Below are 16,653 nucleotides of genomic sequence, written 5' to 3'. Positions count from 1 at the left end.
ATCATTCAGGCCCCCTGTCCAAGCAGGGGAAGCCGGCGCCGCTTGGCCTCTTCGAGCTCGGCGATCTGCTTCGCGCGCTGCGGCCCGAGCTTGGTGTTCTGGACCTTGTCGTGCAGCTTGAGGATCGCGTCCAGCAGCATCTCCGGCCGCGGCGGGCAGCCGGGCAGGTAGATGTCCACCGGGACGATGTGGTCCACGCCCTGCACGATCGCGTAGTTGTTGAACATGCCGCCGGACGAGGCGCACACGCCCATCGCGATGACCCACTTCGGCTCGGTCATCTGGTCGTAGATCTGCCGCAGCACCGGCGCCATCTTCTGGCTCACCCGGCCCGCGACGATCATCAGGTCGGCCTGGCGCGGCGTCGCCGAGGCGCGCTCCATCCCCCACCGGGAGAAGTCGTGCCGGGGGTCGCCGGTCGCCATCATCTCGATCGCGCAGCACGCCAGGCCGAACGTCGCCGGCCACATCGAGCTGCTGCGCGCCCAGCCCGCGACCTGCTCGACCGTGGTCAGCAGGAAGCCGCTGGGAAGTTTCTCCTCTAGACCCATGTCAGTCCCACTCCAGACCACCGCGCCGCCAGATGTAGGCGTACGCGACGAGGACGGTGACGATGAAAAGAACCATCTCGACAAGGCCGAAGAGCCCCATCCGGTCGAACGCGACCGCCCAGGGGTAAAGGAAGATGATCTCAATGTCGAAGACGATGAACAGCATCGCCGTCAGGTAGTACTTGATCGGGAAGCGCCCGCCGCCGACCGGCTGCGGGGTCGGCTCGATGCCGCACTCGTAGGCGTCCAGCCGGGCGCGGTTCCAGCGCTTGGGTCCCGTGAGCGCGGCCATCGCCACGGAGCCGCCGGCGAAGGCGAAGGCGAGCACCCCCAGCACGATGATCGGAATATAGAGATCCATATCTCTACAGCCTCTCCTCGGGACGTACGACGTTGTACGGGACGGGCCGCCTGCGACCCGCCACCCTAGCCAAGGTGATCAATAGCGCTCCCCTCAGGGGGTCGGGTACTGCACTTTAGTCCGCTCACCTGCGGAAGCCTGAAATCCACGCGCGCGTTCATGCCGCCGGCGCCACCTTCTGCATCGCGTTGATGACGCGGTCCATCGCGTCCCCGCCCTTGGGGTCGGTGAGGTTCGCGAGGAGCTTCAGCGTGAAGCGCATGAGCGTGGGATGCGGGAGGCCGTGCGCGGTCAGGAACTTCATGACCCGCGGGTCGCCGATCGCCTGGACGAACACGCGGGCGAGGGTGAAGTAGCCGCCGTGCTCGTCCTTGAGGATGCGCGGGTACTCGTACAGGGTCCGCTCGCGCTGCGCGGGAGTGCGGCGGGCGAGCGCCTGCACCATGATGTCGGCGGCCAGCCGGCCGGACTCCAGGGCGTAGTCGATGCCCTCGCCGTTGAACGGGTTGATCATGCCGCCGGCGTCGCCGACGAGCAGCATCCCGCGGGTGTAGTGCGGCTGCCGGTTGAAGCCCATCGGCAGCGCCGCCCCGCGGATCTTGGAGGTCGCGTGCTCCTCGTCGAACTGCCAGTCCTCCGGCATCTGCGCGCACCAGCGCTTGAGCATGCCGCGGTAGTCGACGTTCTGGAACGCCTTGCTGGTGTTGAGCAGGCCGAGGCCGACGTTGGACGTGCCGTCGCCGACGCCGAACACCCAGCCGTAGCCGGGCAGGAGACGCTGGCCGTCCCACAGCTCCAGCCACGCCTCCATGAAGTCGTCGTCGTGGCGCGGGGTCTTGAAGTAGCGGCGGACCGCGACGCCCATCGGACGGTCCTCGCGGCGCCGCAGCCCCATGGCGAGCGACAGCCGGGTGGAGTTGCCGTCGGCGGCGACGACCAGGGGCGCGTGGAACTCGATCTCCTCGCCCTGGTACTCGGCGGTGACGCCGGTGATGCGGTCGGTGCGGTCGTCGACGATGGGGCCGGTCACGTTGCAGCCCTGCAGCAGCTGGGCGCCGGCCTTGGCGGCGTGCTCGGCGAGGAGCTGGTCGAGGTCGGTGCGCTTGCGGACGAGGCCGAAGTCGGGGAAGGACGCGAGCTCCGGCCAGGGCAGCTCCACCTTGACGCCGCCGCCGTAGATGCGCAGGCCCTTGTTGCGCCCCCAGCCGGGATCGTTGATGTCGACGCCCATGCCGATGAGGGCGCGGACGGCCCGCGGGGTGAGGCCGTCGCCGCAGATCTTGTCGCGCGGGAAGGTGGCCTTCTCCAGCAGGAAGACGTCCAGGCCGGCCTGCGCGAGCCAATAGGCGGTCGACGATCCGGCGGGGCCTGCCCCGACGACGATGGCATCCGCGTGTCGGGTGGAGTCGGTCACGATGGTCCTCTTCGCTCGTTCGCTTGTGAAGTACTTCACAAGGATCCGGTGGGGAGTCTATTCCTTTATCACGACTGGTGGGTACTTCTGGGCCGATCCAAGTTTGGACCGGTCCCAACCACCGGCCGCCGTCTGTCAAGCAGCCTTGACGGACGGGTTGACGGCATGGTGCAGGGCGACCACCCCGAACGTGAGGTCGCGCCAGCGCACCTCGCCCCAGCCCGCGTCCTGGATGAGCCGGGCCAGCCCCGCCTGGTCGGGCCAGGCGAGCGTCGACTCGGCGAGGTAGCGGTAGGAGTCGGGGTTGGAGCTGACCCGCGCCAGCAGCGGCAGGCCGTAGCGCAGGTGCGCCTTGTGGCCGAGCGCCAGCAGCGCGTTCGGGGGGTGGCTCACCTCGCAGATCACCAGCCGCCCCCCGGGCTTGGCGACCCGGCGCAGCTCGCGCAGCGCGAGACCGGTGTCGGCGACGTTGCGCAGCCCGAAGGAGATGGTGACGGCGTCGAAGGAGGCGTCGGCGAAGGGCAGGCGCAGCGCGTCACCGGCGACGAAGCGCAGGCCCGTGACGCCCGCCTGGCGCCGCACGCCCACGCGCAGCATGCCGAGGGAGAAGTCGCACGCGACCGTGTCGGCCCCGGCCTCGGCGAAGGGCACCGACGACGTCCCCGTGCCGGCCGCGAGGTCGAGGACCCGCTCACCCGGCCGCGCCCCCAGCGCCCGGACGACCTCCCGCCGCCACCGCCGGTCCTGGCCGCCGGTCATGAGCGAGTTCATCAGGTCGTACCGCTCGGCGGTGCCGTCGAACATCGCCGCGACGTCGGCGGGCTGCTTGTCGAGTGAAGCGCGGGTCATGCTCCCAGCCTAGGCCGCGCAAGCCCCTGCGCGCGGGGGCGGGGGGGGTCACTCCGCGCGGCTGCTCGGAGCGTCCTCCTTGGCGACCGACCTGTCGAACCTCTCGCGCTGCGAGCGCACGCCCCGCACGACGACGGCGGACATCCGGTCCCGCTGCGCGGACAGCAGCACGTAGCTGACGACGCCGCTGATCAGCAGCGCCAGCATCAGGAGCAGGAACCCGCGGGCGCCGAAGAGCGCGAGCACCCCCGCGGTGACCGCGAAGATCACGGCCCGGGCCAGGGTGTAGAGGATGACGGAACGCATGGCCCTTCGAGGTTATCCCCGGCCCTGACCGCCCTCGCCCCGGGGTCGGCCCAGCACGTCCAGCAGGAGGGCCGGGTCGACGTTGCCCCCGGACAGGATCGAGACGTGGGTGCGGCCCTCGGGAAGCTCCGCGCGGTGGTAGAGATAGGCGGCGGTGGCGACGGCGCCCGCCGGCTCGGCGATGAGACGCGCCTCGCGGGCCAGGCGGCGCATCGCCTGCCGGATCTCGTCCTCGGTGACCGTGACGACGCCGTCGACGAGGGCGCGCATGTGCGCGTACGGCAGGTCGCCGACCCGCTGGACGCGCAGCGCGTCGGCGATGGTGCGGCCCGTCTCCTCCGCCGCCCACTCGACGGGACGCCCCGCCGCCATCGAGTCGCGGGCGTCCGCGGCGAGCTCCGGCTCGACGCCGACGACCTTCGCCTCCGGGCGCAGGGCCTTGACCGCGGCGGACACGCCGGCGATCAGGCCGCCGCCGCTGACCGGGACGAGCACGACGTCCACGTCCGGGCGGTCCTGGACGATCTCAAGCCCGGCCGTGCCCTGGCCGGCGATGATCCGCGCGTCGTCGTAGGGCGGGACCAGGGCGAAGCCGTGCGCGGCGGCGAGCTTGCCGGCGGTCTCGGCGCGGGCCTGGGCGGTCGGCTCGACGTGGACGACCTCGGCGCCGAGCGCGATGCACGCGTCGACCTTCACGCCCGGGGTGGTGTGCGGCATGACCAGGACCGCCCTGACCCCGAGCGCGCGGGCCGCGTAGGCGACGGCCTGGGCGTGGTTGCCGCTGGAGTGCGTGACGACGCCGCGCTCGCGCTCCTCGGGGGCGAGGGAGGAGATGGCCGAGTAGGCGCCGCGCAGCTTGAAGGCGCCGATCGGCTGCAGCGACTCGGCCTTCACCAGCAGCGCGGGCGCGCCGGCGGCGGACGGGGCGGGGTCGCGGGAGAACGGGACGAGCGGCGTCCGGACGGCGACGCCCGCGATGCGCTCGGCGGCCCGTTCGATCTCCGGCAGCGTTACGAGGTCGGACATGCCCGGAGACTACTTCTCCGGGCTGGTCGCGGGGGCCTCGACCGCGTGACAGGGCAGGTCAGCGGGGGTCAGGGTGATCACTGTGGCCCATGCCGGAATCACCGTCCGTGATCGCCGCTGTTCGGCGGACTACGGTCGGTGATCTTTTCCGAAAACAAGGGAGAAATCGGTCTTGACCCGCCACACTGTTAAACAGTCCACCCGCGCCGAGAGCGGGACAAAGGGGGAGAGAAAACGTGGAAAGCACGAGCGAGCGCCTGCTGACTCCAGGAGAGGTCGCCGCCCTCTTCCGGGTCGACCCGAAGACGGTCACCCGGTGGGCCGCCGCGGGCCGGATCAGCAGCATCCGCACTCCGGGAGGCCACCGGCGCTTCCGCGAGTCCGAGGTGCACGCGCTGCTGCGCGGCGAGGAGCCCGTCGCCGAGCATTCGGCCCACTGACCTGGGCCCCTCGCCCGGACCCCGGTCCTGAGCCGCCCGGACCGCCCGCCGAAGCAGTCCTTGGCCGAAGGCAGTCCTCGCCGGGCGGCCGGGGCGCTCCCCGCCCCGCCCCCGCTCACTTCTTCAGCACCCGCCCTCCAGGGTCCGGACTCGCGCTCGCTCTCCAGTGCTCGCCTTTCGTCCTCCAGTGCTCGCCTTTCGTCCTCGGCTGCGCCGCTCACCCTGCCCGCTCGTTCCCGGCGCTCACTCCTCGGCGCCGCCCGCCTTCCATTCCTCGAACCGGCGGAGCAGGTCCGCGTCCTCGTCACGCCAGCGGCGCCGCCGTTCCGCCAGTTCCTCCTCGGTGAGCGACTCGCCCAGCAACCGGTCGTAGTCGGGATCGTCCGGGCCGATCTCGACGTAGGCGTCGGCGATGATCCGTCCCTCGCTCGCCTCGGGCCCGGGCTCGCCGCCGTCGGCGAGAACGCTGTGGGGGACCCGGAGCGTGCCGTCGGGAAGCCGGATCACGTACATCGTCGATCACCTTCGCCGTCTGTCGTCGCGCGGCCTGTCATCTCGGTGTCCTAGATCCCGTACCTGCGGTTGAAGAAGAGCATGACCTCAAGGGCCGTGCGGATGTTGCCGGCGAGCATATCCACCAGGGCGGGACGCTGCCGGGAGGAGATCGCGGCGAACGCGTCGGCGAAGAACTCGCGGCGGCCGAGCGCGTTCGGCTGCTTGTGGAACTCGCTCGCCAGATACGGCAGGCACTCCTCGTACAGCTGCCGGAAGGCGGGGCTGTCGGAGGTCCACTCGCCGTCGTCGCCGTCGATGTCGTCGAGCGCGTGGCCCACCTCGTGCAGCATCACGTCCGGCGTCGGGGACGGCCGGTCCCCCACCACGATCTTGCGGTCGCCGTACGCGCCGGCGCAGATGTCCCAGGTGGCGCGGCCGGACGGCAGCGGACGGTCGCGCAGGTGGCCCATGTCGTCGAGCTGCGGGACGCCGCCGGGGCCGACGTAGATGCCGTCGAGGCCGCTCGCCAGCTTCTCCTTGAGCGGCTCCGGCAGCGACGCCAGGCTCTCCACCGCCCCGATCACCGCGTCCGGCGGCGGCCCCTCCCGGACGTCCCACTGCCGGTGCAGGACGGCCTCCAGCACGCCGCAGTCGCGGCGGCCGTCGGCGGCGTGCGGCGTGCCCGGCGGGTAGGGCTCCACGCGCGGCCGGTCGTCCTCCAGCTCGAAGTCGCTCCAGGAGTAGTCGCCCGAACGCGGCCGGCCGTGCCCGCGCCGCCCGAGCCGGCCGGTCATCCCGCGCAGGCCGCCCGCCGTGTCGACGGGACCCGCCTCCGGGCGTTCGGGCCCGAGCGCGTAGTCGTCGTCGCGGCCCGCCTTGCGGAACCGGCCGAACCGGTCGCGCGGCTGGTTGCTGCGCGGCCGCACCTGCCCCGAGTCGGGCGGGGACGGCGCGTAGGGGACCTCGTCGCCGGCCGCGTCCGCGCGGAACCGTCCGCCGCGGAACGTCTCCCGGGGCTTGCGGTGGACGCCTTTGAAGCGCATCGGGCTCCTCTGTCAGCCGGACCCGCGGGGGTATCGGGCGGCGACCGCCGCCGGACCGGGTCCCTGAGGAAGGGTAAGCCGGAACCCGACTCTCCGTCATCCCGTGGAGTTGCGCGGCCGGGGCGCTCCGCCGAGCGTCAGGCGTAGGAGTGCAGGCCGGAGAACATGTAGTTCACGCCGAAGAAGTTGAACAGCAGCGCGGCGAACGCGAGCAGCGACAGGAACGCGGCCTTGCGTCCCTTCCAGCCGGCGGTGGCGCGGGCGTGCAGGTAGGCCGCGTAGATGATCCAGGTGACGAAGGACCAGATCTCCTTGGGGTCCCAGCCCCAGTAGCGGCCCCACGCCTGGTCGGCCCAGATGGCGCCCATGATGATCGCGGCCGTCCAGATCGGGAACGCGAACATCGTGACCCGCATCGAGAGGCGGTCCAGGGCCTCCACCGACGGGATGCGCGACAGCACGCCGCCCGCCGCGACCTTGCCGCGCGACTCGGCCCGCTCCTTCAGCAGGTACAGGATCGTCGCGGCGCCCGCGACGGTGAACGCGCCGGTCGCGACGATCGCGGCGGTCACGTGGATGGCGATCCAGTAGGAGTTCAGCGCCGGGGTGACCGGGCCCACCGAGTCGTACAGCCAGATGTTGGCGACGCCGAGGGCGATGACCGCGGCGGCCATGACGAACGCGCCGAGGAACTGCGCCTTGTAGCGGAACATGACGACCATGAACGCGGTGACGGCCGCGAACGAGATGGCGGTGAGGAACTCGTACATGTTCCCCCACGGCCAGCGGTTCGCTGCGAGCCCGCGGGTCACCAGGACGCCGAGCTGCGCACCCCAGCCGAGCACGTTCAGCAGGACGGCGAGCCGGATCCAGTCGACGCGGGGACGCTCGGCCTCCTCGTCCGCGGTCCCGGCCGAGGCGGCGCCGTCCGCCGTGTCCGAGGTGTCGTCCTCGGCCCCGGCGGCGCCCACCAGCACCTTCGCCCCGCTCTTCGCCGGGACGGCCGCGACCGCGCGGCGGCGGCCGAAGCCCATGTCGGCGGCGTAGGCGACCAGCGCGATGATGTACATCACCACGGTGGTCAGCATGAGCTTGTCGCTCAGGTTCGCGAGGTCGGCGTTGCTCACCTCGTCACTCCTTCGGTTCGGTCGCCGCACCCGAGGGGCCGTCGGCGGCGGGGGTCTCGCCGGGCTCGGATGCGGGCCCGTCCTGCGGACCGCGCAGCGCGGTCACGATGTCGTCGAACTCCGAGGTCGGGTTCCCCAGCGTGAGACCGCCGACCTCCACAACCGTACGCCCGCCCTCTCCGGCGCTCGCACGGACCCACACCCTGCGACGTCGGACCATGAACGAGGTCGCCACGCCGAGCACCGCGAGGATGGCGGCGACCAGCGCGGGGATGCGCCCGGGGTCGCGGTTGACCGACAGGCTCGTCCACTCCTTGAGCCCGTCGAAGGTGACCGTGCCGGCGTCGCCTGGCAGCTTGAAGGACTCTCCGGGCTCCAGCAGCTTCTGGCCGCCCTTGATCGGCTGGATCGTCTTGCCGATGCCCTCCAGCTTGTACACCGACTGGGGGCTGCCGGAGTCCAGGCCGAGGTCGCCCTTGAAGGCGGTGATCGTGACGACCGGGCGCAGCGGCGCGGGGAACGCCGAGACGATCTGCCTGCCGTCCTCGCTCGCCACCGCGGTCGGCCACAGGATGGCGTAGAAGGCGAGCTGGTCGGGCTCGGCGTCGGGGACCTTGACGACGCCCTCGGACGTCAGGTTCCGCGGCTCCATCTCCAGGAACGGCACCGAGTCCTGGAAGGCGACGTTCCCCTTGGCGTCCCGGACGGTGAACACCGGCGCGTACCCGTGGCCGAGCAGGTACACCTTCGCGCCGCCGACCTTGAGCGGATGGTTGATCTGCAGGTCGTAGGGCTTGTTCGGGGCGTCCGGGCTCGACCGGTAGTGGATCTTGGCGTTGAACGACGTGGCCTGGCCCCGCTTGGCGCCCTTGGCCTCGTACTCCGCCTTGAAGTCGTCCAGCGTGATCGTGAACGGGGCGAGCTCGCCGCCGCTGAACGCGCGTCCGGGCTGGAACTGGTCGTAGAGGCCGAGCGAGTTGGCGAACGTCTTGCCCTCGGTCAGCAGGATGTTGCCGCGGTAGCCGAACAGGTTGCCGAGGCCGAGCGCGAACAGCAGCGCCAGCAGCGCGAGGTGGAACAGGAGGTTGCCCGTCTCGCCCAGGTAGCCCTTCTCGGCGGACGCGGCGCCGTCGGACACGTCCACGCGGAAGCGGCGGGAGCGCAGCGCCGTGCGGGCCTCGGCGAGGACGTCCTCCGGGGAGGCGTCGGTCTCGTACGTCGCCGACTGCGGCAGCCTCGCCAGGTTCCGGGGGGCCGCCGGCGGGCGCGCCCGCATCGACCTGTAGTGCTTGACGGCGCGCGGGACGACGCAGCCGGCGAGCGAGACGAACAGCAGGATGTAGATGGCCGCGAACCAGGGGGCCGCGAACACGTCGAACATGGAGAACCTGTCGAGCCACGGCCCGAGGCTCTCGTGCTTCTCCAGGTAGGCGGCGACCTTCTCGGGCGCCTGGCCCCGCTGCGGCAGGATCGAGCCCGGCACCGCGCCGAGCGCCACCAGGAACAGCAGGATCAGCGCGGTCCGCATGGTGGTGAGCTGCCGCCAGCCCCACCGCAGCCAGCCGAACGGGCCGATGCCGGAGGGGCGCGGCACCTCCTCCGGGGCCTGCCGCGCGGCGGGCGCGTCGGTGCCGGCGTCCCCGGCGGCCTGGTCCTCGGCGGGGCCGGCGCCGGCGTGGTCGGTGTTGGTGTCAGTCATCTCAAATCACCGGTTCGAAGCCGCTGATCCACGACCTCAGCTCGATGGTCAGGTCACCCCACAGGCCGCTCACGAGCAGCACCCCGATGAGGACGAGCATCCCCCCGCCGATCCGCATGACCAGGGGGTAGTGGCGCTTCACGGCGCCGAACGCGCCGAGCGCCCTACGGTAGGCGATCGCGGTGGCCACGAACGGCAGGCCGAGGCCCGCGCAGTACGCCAGCGACAGCAGCGCTCCGCGCCCGGCGCTGGCCTCGGTGATCGCCAGGCCCTGCACCGCGCCGAGCGTCGGGCCGATGCACGGCGTCCAGCCCAGCCCGAACAGGACGCCGAGCAGCGGCGCCCCGGCGAGCCCGGCCGCCGGGAGGCGCCCCGACTTCACCGTCCGCTGGAGCCCGGGGACGAAGCCCATGAACGCCAGGCCGAACACGATCGTGATGACGCCGAGGACGCGGGTGATCGTGTCCTGGTACTCCAGCAGCCACCGTCCGAGGCCGCCGAAGACCGCGCCGTAGCTGACGAAGACGACGCTGAACCCGGCGACGAACAGCAGGACCCCGGCGAGGAGCCGCCCACGCCGCTGCTCGGCGAGGTCGGCGCCGGTCATGCCCGTCACGTACGACAGGTAACCCGGGACCAGCGGCAGGACGCACGGGGAGGCGAACGAGACGAGCCCGGCGAGGGCCGCCAGCGGCGCCGCCGCCACCAACGACCCGCTCACGACCGTCTCGTCCAGGGAGCTCACTTCTCCGCGAGGACCTTGCCGACCAGGGGGTCCAGCTTGGTGAACGTGGTCGCGCCGATGACGCGTGCGGCGACGCGGCCCTGCCGGTCCAGGACGAGGGTGCTCGGGATCGCGCTCGGCGGGACCTCACGGAACGCCAGCGTGACGCGGCCGTCGGCGTCGAAGAGGCTGGGGTAGGTGACCTTGAACTTGCGCTCGAACGCCTGCGCGTTGGGCTTGGAATCCTTGAAGTTGACGCCGAGGAACTCCACGCCCTGCGCCTTCTTCCCGTCGTAGACGTGCTGGAGGGACGGCGCCTCGCCCCGGCAGGGCGCGCACCACGACGCCCAGAAGTTGACGACGACGACCTTGCCCTTGAGGTCGGCCAGCCTGAAGGATCCGCCGTCGAGCCGTTCCCCGGTGACGCTCGGGAGGCTCTTGCGCTGCGCCGCCTTGTACTCGGTCACGTTGCCATTGCCCGAGATGAAGCGGTTGTCGCCGCCGTCGGGCCCGCCGTCCGCGGCGCCGGTGCCGGCGCAGCCCGCGAGCAGGCCGCAGAGCGCGACGGCGGCGCCCGCACGGAAAGGAGCGCGCGAAGGCGAGATGCGGCGGGGGTTCACGTGCCCCTCCTCGGTGGTACTACAAGGCGTTCAGTACAAGACGTGGAGTACTACAGGATGTAGTACAAACTTAGCGGTGCGGTCAGGCGCCCGCGACACTGGGGCCCTTCGCGATCCCGGCCGCGGGCTCGCAGTAGGCGACCTCCACCAGCCGGCTGCCCTCGAACGTCAGGCTGGTGAGGCTGGCGAGCGAGCACTCCCGGCGGGCCGGGTGGTGCCAGAGCCGGCGGCGCTCGGCGGACAGCCGCAGGATCCAGATCGGCAGCTGGTGGCTGACGCAGACGGCCTCGTGGCCGCGCGCCGCCTCCCGGGCCCGGATGACGGCGGCCCGCATCCGGGCGGCGAGCAGCTTGTACGGCTCGCCCCAGGACGGGCGGAACGGGTTGACGAGGTGGCGCCAGTGCTCGGGGCGGCGCAGCGAGCCGGTCCCCGCCCCGAACGTGAGCCCCTCGAAGTGGTTGCCGGCCTCGATCAGGCGGTCGTCCACCGTGACGGGCAGGCCGAGCGCGTCGGCCAGCGGCGCGGCCGTCTCCAGCGCCCGCTGCATCGGCGAGGAGAACAGCGCGGTCACGTCCCTGTCGGCGAACCACCGGGAGGCGGCCTTCGCCATGAGGACGCCGTCCTCGCTGAGGCGGTAGCCGGGCAGCCGCCCGTAGAGGATGCCCTCGGGGTTGTGCACCTCGCCGTGCCGCAGGAGGTGAACGATCGTCGTGTCAGTCATGGCGTCGTCAGATTACCCGCGCCGACGCCTCCTCCCCGCAACCGGCCGGCACGGCGGCGCGCAGGGCGGTCACGGCGGCGCGGATCGCGGGCCGGCGGGCCGCCTCCTCGCGCCAGACGGCGTAGACGCGGCGCGACAGGGGGGCCGAGAGCGGGACGATCGCGACGCCCGGCGGGACGTCGCAGCGGCCGAGGCGGGGCAGGATGGCGTTGCCGAGCCCGGCCGCGACCAGGGACAGCTGCGTGGCGAACTCGTAGGCCTGGTGGTCGATCCGGGGTTCGCTGTCGACGGCGCGCAGCGTGCGGAGCAGCCAGTCGCAGCAGATGCTGTCGGGCGAGGAGCTGATCCACGGGTCCCCGGCGAGCTCCTTGAGGTCGATCGTGTCGCGCCCGGCCAGGTCGTGGCCCGCGGGCAGCGCCACGTCCGCGACGTCCTCGCAGATGACGCCCTTGCACAGGCCCTCGGGGAGCGGGAGCGGCTCGTTGTTCCAGTCCTGGACGACGGCCATGTCCAAGTCGCCGCGCAGCACCAGCGGCATGCTGCGCATGGGGTCCTCCTCGCGGAGCAGGACGCGCAGATCGGGATGGTCGGCGTGCAGGGCGCGCAGCGCGACGGGCATCAGCCCGCGGATCGCGGTCGGGAACGAGGCGACGGTGAGCTGGCCGACGACGGAGCCGCGGTGCGCCTCCAGGTCGGCCTGCGCCTGCTCGACCAGCGACAGGATCCGTTCGGCGTGCGCGACGAGCAGCTCGGCGGCGTCGGTGAGGCGGACGCCGCGGCCGTTGCGCTCCAGGAGCTTCTGCCCGGTCTCGCGCTCCAGCTTCGCGAGCTGCTGGGACACGGCGGACGTGGTGACGTGCAGGACGTCCGCGGCGGCGCTGACCGACCCGTACGTCGCGACCGAGTGCAGGGCGCGCAACCGTTCCAGATCAAGCATGAAGCAATACTAAAACGAGGTGTCAAGAAGTTCTCGCTTGTCCTAAAGCAAGTGTTTCCTCACGATCGAGGGATGAGATCGCGCCACGTCCTGCTGGCCACGCTGATCGCCGCGCTGTGGGGCTTCAACTTCGTGCCCATCAAGGTGGCCCTGGACGACTTCCCGCCATTGCTGATGGCCGCCCTGCGGTTCACGGCCGCGGCGGTGCCCGCGGTCTTCCTCGTCCGCCGCCCGCCGGTCGCCGCGCGCTGGTTCGCCCTGGTCGGCGTCCCGCTCGGCGTGGGGCAGTTCGGCCTGCTGTTCATCGGCATGAGCATCGGCATGCCCGCCGGCCTGGCGTCGGTCGTGCTCCAGGTGCAGGCCGTCTTCACCGCCCTGTTCGCGGGCCTGCTGCTGGGCGAGCGCGTCGGGGGCCGCCAGATCGCGGGGATGGTCGTGGCGTTCGCCGGGATCACCGTGCTCGGCGTCGCGCAGGGCGAGGGCGGGAGCCCCGTGGGCGCGTTCCTCGTCTGCCTCGGCGGCGCGGCCGGCTGGGGGCTGGCGAACGTCGCCATGCGGCGGATGAACCAGTCCACCGAGGAGCCGGTCGACCCGTTCGCGTTCATGGTGTGGATGTCGCTGGTGCCGCCGCTCCCCCTGCTCGCCCTGTCGCTGGTCTTCGAGGGGCCGGGGGCCGTGCCGGAGGCGGCGCGCGACCTCTCGGTCGCCGGAGTGGGCTCGCTGGCGTTCATCGCCTACGTCGCGACGCTGTTCTGCTTCGGCGGATGGGCCTGGCTGATCCGCCGGTACGAGGCCGGCACGGTCGCCATGTACTCGCTGCTCGTCCCGCCGTTCGGGCTCGTCTCGGCGGCCCTGCTGCTGGGCGAGCACGTGGACGCGGTCCGGCTCGCCGGCGCCGCTCTGATCATCGCGGGGGTCGCCGCCGGCAGTGTCCGGCCGCGGTCCCGCGTCCGCCGCCTGCCGGCGCAGCCCGCCACCGACGCGCCGGCCGCCTGAACGAGGTGAGATTCATGCACGGAATCCACGCGCCCCTCGTCACGCCGTTCACCGGCTCCGGCGAGGTGGACGCCAAGTCCCTCGAACGCCTCGCCCGCCACTGCCTGGAGAACGGCGCGGCCGGCCTCGTCGCGCTCGGCACCACCGGCGAGGCCGCGCTGCTGACCGCCGCCGAGCAGCGGACGGTGCTGGAGGTGTGCCGGGGCGTCTCGATCGAGCACGGGACGCCGCTGACGGTGGGCGCCGGGACGATGGGCACCGAGGACTCGATCCGGCAGGCCCGCGAGCGCGCCCCGCTCGCCGACGCGCTGCTCGTCGTCGTCCCGTACTACCTGCGGCCGTCGGAGGAGGGCGTCATCGACCACTTCGCCGCCGTCGGCGCGGCCGTGGACGTCCCGCTGATCCCGTACAACGTGCCGTACCGGACGGCGAGGCCCCTGTCGGCCGACGCCCTCCTGGCGATCCTCGCGCTCGACTGCGTCGCCGGCATGAAGCACTGCGCGGGCGCGATCGACCAGGACACGCTCGCCGTGCTGGCCGCCAACCCCGGCAAGGCGATCCTGGCCGGAGACGACGCCTACATCTACCCCATGCTCCAGCTCGGCGCGGCGGGCGGCGTCGCGGCGTCCGCGTGCCTCGCCCCGTCCGCCTACGCCGCCATGGCGCGCGCGGTACGGGAGGGGAACGCGGCGCGGGCGCTGACCTTCCACAACGCCTTGCTGCCGATGGCGGAGGCGCTGTTCGGCGAGCCGTCCCCGGCCGTCCTCAAGGCCTGCCTGGCCGACGAGGGGCTGATCGACGACCCCGCGGTGCGCGCTCCCCTGCACGCACCGCGCCCCGAATCCGTCGTCAACGCCCTGAAGGCTTTCCGCCGTCTGCCGTTCTAGGACGCCCTCCCGTCCTCAGGACGCCGCCGCCCGGGCGGCGGCGCGGGCGGCGTGCGGGAGGGCCTCCAGCACGCGTCCCAGAGCCTCGTCGTCGTGCGCGGCCGAAAGGAACCACACCTCGTACGCCGAAGGCGGCAGGTACACCCCGCGCTCCAGCGCGGCGTGGAAGAAGGCCGCGTACGCCCTGGGGTCCTGCCGCTGCGCGGCGGCGAAGTCGCCCACCGCGCCCTCGGTGAAGAAGATCGAGAAGAGGTTGCCCGCGTTCTGCAGCGAGTGCGGGACGCCCTCGCGCTCCAGCGCCTCGGACGCGGCCTTCGAGACGATCTCCGCCGAGCGGTCGATCGCGGCGTACACCTCGTCGGTGGCGCCGCGCAGCGTGGCGAGCCCGGCGGCGGTGGCGAGCGGGTTCCCCGACAGGGTCCCGGCCTGGTAGACGGGGCCGGCGGGGGCGAGATGGTCCATGACGTCGGCGCGGCCGCCGAACGCCGCGGCGGGCAGCCCGCCGCCCATCACCTTGCCGAACGTCATCAGGTCGCCGGCCACGCCCTCGATCCCGAACCATCCGGACCGCGACGCCCGGAACCCGGTGAGCACCTCGTCGATCACCAGGAGCGCGCCGTGGCGCTCGCACAGCCGCTTGAGCAGCGCGTTGAACCCGGCCAGCGGCGGGACCACGCCCATGTTGCACGGCACCGCCTCGGTGATCACGCAGGCGATGTCGGTGCCGTGGTCGTGGAAGGCCGTCTCCACGGCCGTCACGTCGTTGTAGGGGAGGATCAGCGTGTCGGCGGTGGTCGCGCCGGTCACGCCCGGCGTGTCGGGGAGTCCGAAGGTGGCGACGCCGGACCCCGCCGCGGCGAGCAGCGAGTCCACGTGCCCGTGGTAGCAGCCCGCGAACTTCACGATCTTGGTGCGGCCGGTGAACCCGCGGGCCAGCCGGATCGCCGACATCGTCGCCTCGGTCCCGGAGTTGACCAGCCGGACCTTCGCCGCCGGCGTGCGGGACACGATCTCCTCGGCGAGCTCCACCTCGCCCTGGGTGGGCGCGCCGTAGGACGTTCCGCGCCCGGCCGCGTCCCGAACGGCCTCGACGACGGCCGGATGCGCGTGCCCGAGGATCATCGGTCCCCACGAACACACCAGATCGACATAGGTATTGCCGTCAGCGTCGGTAAGGTACGGACCACGCCCGGACGCCATGAAACGGGGCGTTCCGCCAACGGCACCAAAGGCCCGCACCGGGGAGTTGACGCCACCTGGGACAACGGCGGCGGAACGGTCGAACAACTGCCGGGAGCGATCGAAGTCAGTCACGGTTGCAGTCTCTCAGTTGCAGTTCGGCGACTTGCCTTGACCCGGTGGCGTACGGGCCGATATTCCACCAAGTACGACATCGGAGGGATGGCTTTCACCGTGGTCAACGGCTGGACGGTCCCGGGTTTCACCCACGAACGCGAACTGGGCGGCGGAGCCTCGGGCCGGGTGGTGCTGGCGGTCGACGACATGACCGGCACGCGGGTCGCGATCAAATACCTCGACCCGGCGCTCGGCGCCGACGAGGCGTTTCTCGCGCGCTACCGCGTGGCGGCCCGGGGCCTGTCCCAGCTCGAAGACCCCAACGTGGTCGACCTCTACGACTTCGTGGAGACCGCCGACGGCGCCGCGATCGTGACGCAGCACGTCGAGGGCGTGAGCCTGCGGCGGATGCTCGCCGCGCAGGGCCCGTGCGGCCCCCTCGCCGCCCTGTCGATGCTGGGCGGCACACTCCTCGGCCTCGCGGCCGCGCACGATCATGATCTCGTCCACGGCTCGATGCGCCCGGCGAACATCCTGGTCGACGCCGAGGGCAACGCCCGCATCACCGACTTCGCGACGGCGCCCGCGGGCACCGAGGCGCAGCACGGCCCGCAGTACGCGGCGCCCGAACTGTGGGACGGCGCGCCCGCGACCGTCGCCACCGACCTGTACGCCGCCACCGCGATCTTCTACGAGTGCCTCACCGGGCGGCCCCCGTACGCGGGCCGCAACATGGCGCGGCAGCACCGCGAGGCGCCGATCCCCGCCGAGGAGGTCCCGGGGCCGCTGCGCGACCTGATCCTCCAGGGCCTGGCCAAGGAGCCAGAGAAGCGGCCGAAGTCCGCCGCCGACTTCCTCGGCGCGCTGGAGGACGCCGCCGTCTCCGCCTACGGGCCGTCCTGGGAGGCGCAGGGCCGCGGCCGCCTCACCGAGCTCGCCGCTCGGGCCGCGCAGCAGCCCGAGCCGCCCAAGCCGAAGCCGTCCCGCGGCAGCGGCCGCACCCCGGTCACCGCCGGCCCGAAGGGCGGGGGCAGGTCCCGGACGCGCTGGGTGGTCGCCACCGTCATGCGGATGTGCTGCTCCAGCCGCCCGATCATCCGCGGCGTGAAGCCCTTGTTGACCATGGAGCGCAGCCGGGTGTGGTCCGGCGGGTCCTGGAAG

Annotated in this window: 19 protein-coding genes; 4 read left to right on the top strand and 15 right to left on the bottom strand. The window is 72.3% G+C overall.

Features of this window, described 5'->3' with window-relative positions; translation table 11 throughout:
* Window positions 1–5: 5 nt before the first annotated feature.
* The 6 genes from AB0K37_RS22250 to AB0K37_RS22225 form a co-directional block, all read right to left on the bottom strand.
* Window positions 6–551, bottom strand: a complete 546-nt coding sequence (locus AB0K37_RS22250; RefSeq protein ID WP_185028681.1) for an NADH-quinone oxidoreductase subunit B — start codon at window positions 549–551, stop codon at window positions 6–8.
* Between the two features lies 1 nt (window position 552).
* Window positions 553–912 carry an NADH-quinone oxidoreductase subunit A gene (locus tag AB0K37_RS22245; RefSeq protein ID WP_089315506.1) on the bottom strand — a complete coding sequence of 120 codons (360 nt, stop codon included), beginning with the start codon at window positions 910–912 and terminating at the stop codon, window positions 553–555.
* 157 nt (window positions 913–1,069) lie between these two features.
* Entirely contained in the window at window positions 1,070–2,326 is a 1,257-nt protein-coding gene (locus AB0K37_RS22240; protein ID WP_363984011.1) for a geranylgeranyl reductase family protein, read from the bottom strand.
* 135 nt (window positions 2,327–2,461) lie between these two features.
* Window positions 2,462–3,175 (bottom strand): demethylmenaquinone methyltransferase, encoded by a 714-nt coding sequence (locus tag AB0K37_RS22235; RefSeq protein ID WP_363984009.1) that lies wholly within the window; start codon window positions 3,173–3,175, stop codon window positions 2,462–2,464.
* A gap of 48 nt (window positions 3,176–3,223) precedes the next feature.
* Window positions 3,224–3,481: a DUF4229 domain-containing protein gene (locus tag AB0K37_RS22230; protein WP_363984008.1), complete on the bottom strand. Its 258-nt coding sequence runs from the start codon at window positions 3,479–3,481 to the stop codon at window positions 3,224–3,226.
* 12 nt (window positions 3,482–3,493) lie between these two features.
* Window positions 3,494–4,507 carry a threonine/serine dehydratase gene (locus tag AB0K37_RS22225; protein WP_363984006.1) on the bottom strand — a complete coding sequence of 338 codons (1,014 nt, stop codon included), beginning with the start codon at window positions 4,505–4,507 and terminating at the stop codon, window positions 3,494–3,496.
* Between the two features lie 236 nt (window positions 4,508–4,743).
* Between AB0K37_RS22225 and AB0K37_RS22220 the strand changes: the two genes are divergently transcribed.
* The gene (locus tag AB0K37_RS22220) at window positions 4,744–4,947 is read left to right on the top strand and encodes a BldC family transcriptional regulator (RefSeq protein ID WP_141580358.1); all 204 of its coding nucleotides are present in this window, start codon (window positions 4,744–4,746) and stop codon (window positions 4,945–4,947) included.
* Between the two features lie 243 nt (window positions 4,948–5,190).
* On the opposite strand, the gene AB0K37_RS22215 is transcribed toward AB0K37_RS22220, so the two are convergent.
* From AB0K37_RS22215 to AB0K37_RS22180, 8 genes are all read right to left on the bottom strand, one after another.
* Window positions 5,191–5,460 carry a hypothetical protein gene (locus AB0K37_RS22215; RefSeq protein WP_360347733.1) on the bottom strand — a complete coding sequence of 90 codons (270 nt, stop codon included), beginning with the start codon at window positions 5,458–5,460 and terminating at the stop codon, window positions 5,191–5,193.
* A 50-nt stretch (window positions 5,461–5,510) separates the two neighbouring features.
* A complete protein-coding gene (locus tag AB0K37_RS22210; protein WP_363984004.1) occupies window positions 5,511–6,485 on the bottom strand; it encodes a hypothetical protein in 975 nt (324 codons plus the stop codon).
* A 137-nt stretch (window positions 6,486–6,622) separates the two neighbouring features.
* Window positions 6,623–7,612: a c-type cytochrome biogenesis protein CcsB gene (ccsB, locus tag AB0K37_RS22205; protein WP_363984002.1), complete on the bottom strand. Its 990-nt coding sequence runs from the start codon at window positions 7,610–7,612 to the stop codon at window positions 6,623–6,625.
* Between the two features lie 4 nt (window positions 7,613–7,616).
* A complete protein-coding gene (locus tag AB0K37_RS22200; protein WP_363984000.1) occupies window positions 7,617–9,311 on the bottom strand; it encodes a cytochrome c biogenesis protein ResB in 1,695 nt (564 codons plus the stop codon).
* 1 nt (window position 9,312) lies between these two features.
* Entirely contained in the window at window positions 9,313–10,032 is a 720-nt protein-coding gene (locus AB0K37_RS22195; protein WP_353834989.1) for a cytochrome c biogenesis protein CcdA, read from the bottom strand.
* 20 nt (window positions 10,033–10,052) lie between these two features.
* Window positions 10,053–10,655 carry a TlpA disulfide reductase family protein gene (locus tag AB0K37_RS22190; protein WP_363983998.1) on the bottom strand — a complete coding sequence of 201 codons (603 nt, stop codon included), beginning with the start codon at window positions 10,653–10,655 and terminating at the stop codon, window positions 10,053–10,055.
* Window positions 10,656–10,737: 82 nt separating this feature from the next.
* Window positions 10,738–11,376: a histidine phosphatase family protein gene (locus AB0K37_RS22185; RefSeq protein ID WP_363983996.1), complete on the bottom strand. Its 639-nt coding sequence runs from the start codon at window positions 11,374–11,376 to the stop codon at window positions 10,738–10,740.
* A gap of 7 nt (window positions 11,377–11,383) precedes the next feature.
* Window positions 11,384–12,313, bottom strand: coding sequence for a LysR family transcriptional regulator (locus AB0K37_RS22180; protein WP_363983995.1), 930 nt, complete (start codon window positions 12,311–12,313; stop codon window positions 11,384–11,386).
* A 72-nt stretch (window positions 12,314–12,385) separates the two neighbouring features.
* Between AB0K37_RS22180 and AB0K37_RS22175 the strand changes: the two genes are divergently transcribed.
* Window positions 12,386–13,309, top strand: a complete 924-nt coding sequence (locus AB0K37_RS22175) for an EamA family transporter (protein WP_363983994.1) — start codon at window positions 12,386–12,388, stop codon at window positions 13,307–13,309.
* Window positions 13,310–13,323: 14 nt separating this feature from the next.
* Window positions 13,324–14,196 (top strand): dihydrodipicolinate synthase family protein, encoded by an 873-nt coding sequence (locus AB0K37_RS22170; protein WP_363983992.1) that lies wholly within the window; start codon window positions 13,324–13,326, stop codon window positions 14,194–14,196.
* Between the two features lie 15 nt (window positions 14,197–14,211).
* Here AB0K37_RS22170 and hemL read toward each other — a convergent pair whose 3' ends face one another.
* Window positions 14,212–15,510, bottom strand: coding sequence for a glutamate-1-semialdehyde 2,1-aminomutase (hemL, locus tag AB0K37_RS22165; protein ID WP_363983990.1), 1,299 nt, complete (start codon window positions 15,508–15,510; stop codon window positions 14,212–14,214).
* Window positions 15,511–15,597: 87 nt separating this feature from the next.
* Here hemL and AB0K37_RS22160 point away from each other — a divergent pair.
* Window positions 15,598–16,653, top strand: a 1,056-nt coding sequence (locus AB0K37_RS22160) for a serine/threonine-protein kinase (protein WP_363983988.1), incomplete at its 3' end; no start/stop codon positions are given.

The sequence above is a fragment of the Actinomadura sp. NPDC049753 genome (genome assembly GCF_040674655.1).
In the GTDB taxonomy this organism is placed as follows: Bacteria; Actinomycetota; Actinomycetes; order Streptosporangiales; family Streptosporangiaceae; genus Spirillospora; species Spirillospora verrucosospora.
Note: the sequence above shows the minus strand (reverse complement) of the source record. Positions and strands in the feature narration are given on the sequence as shown.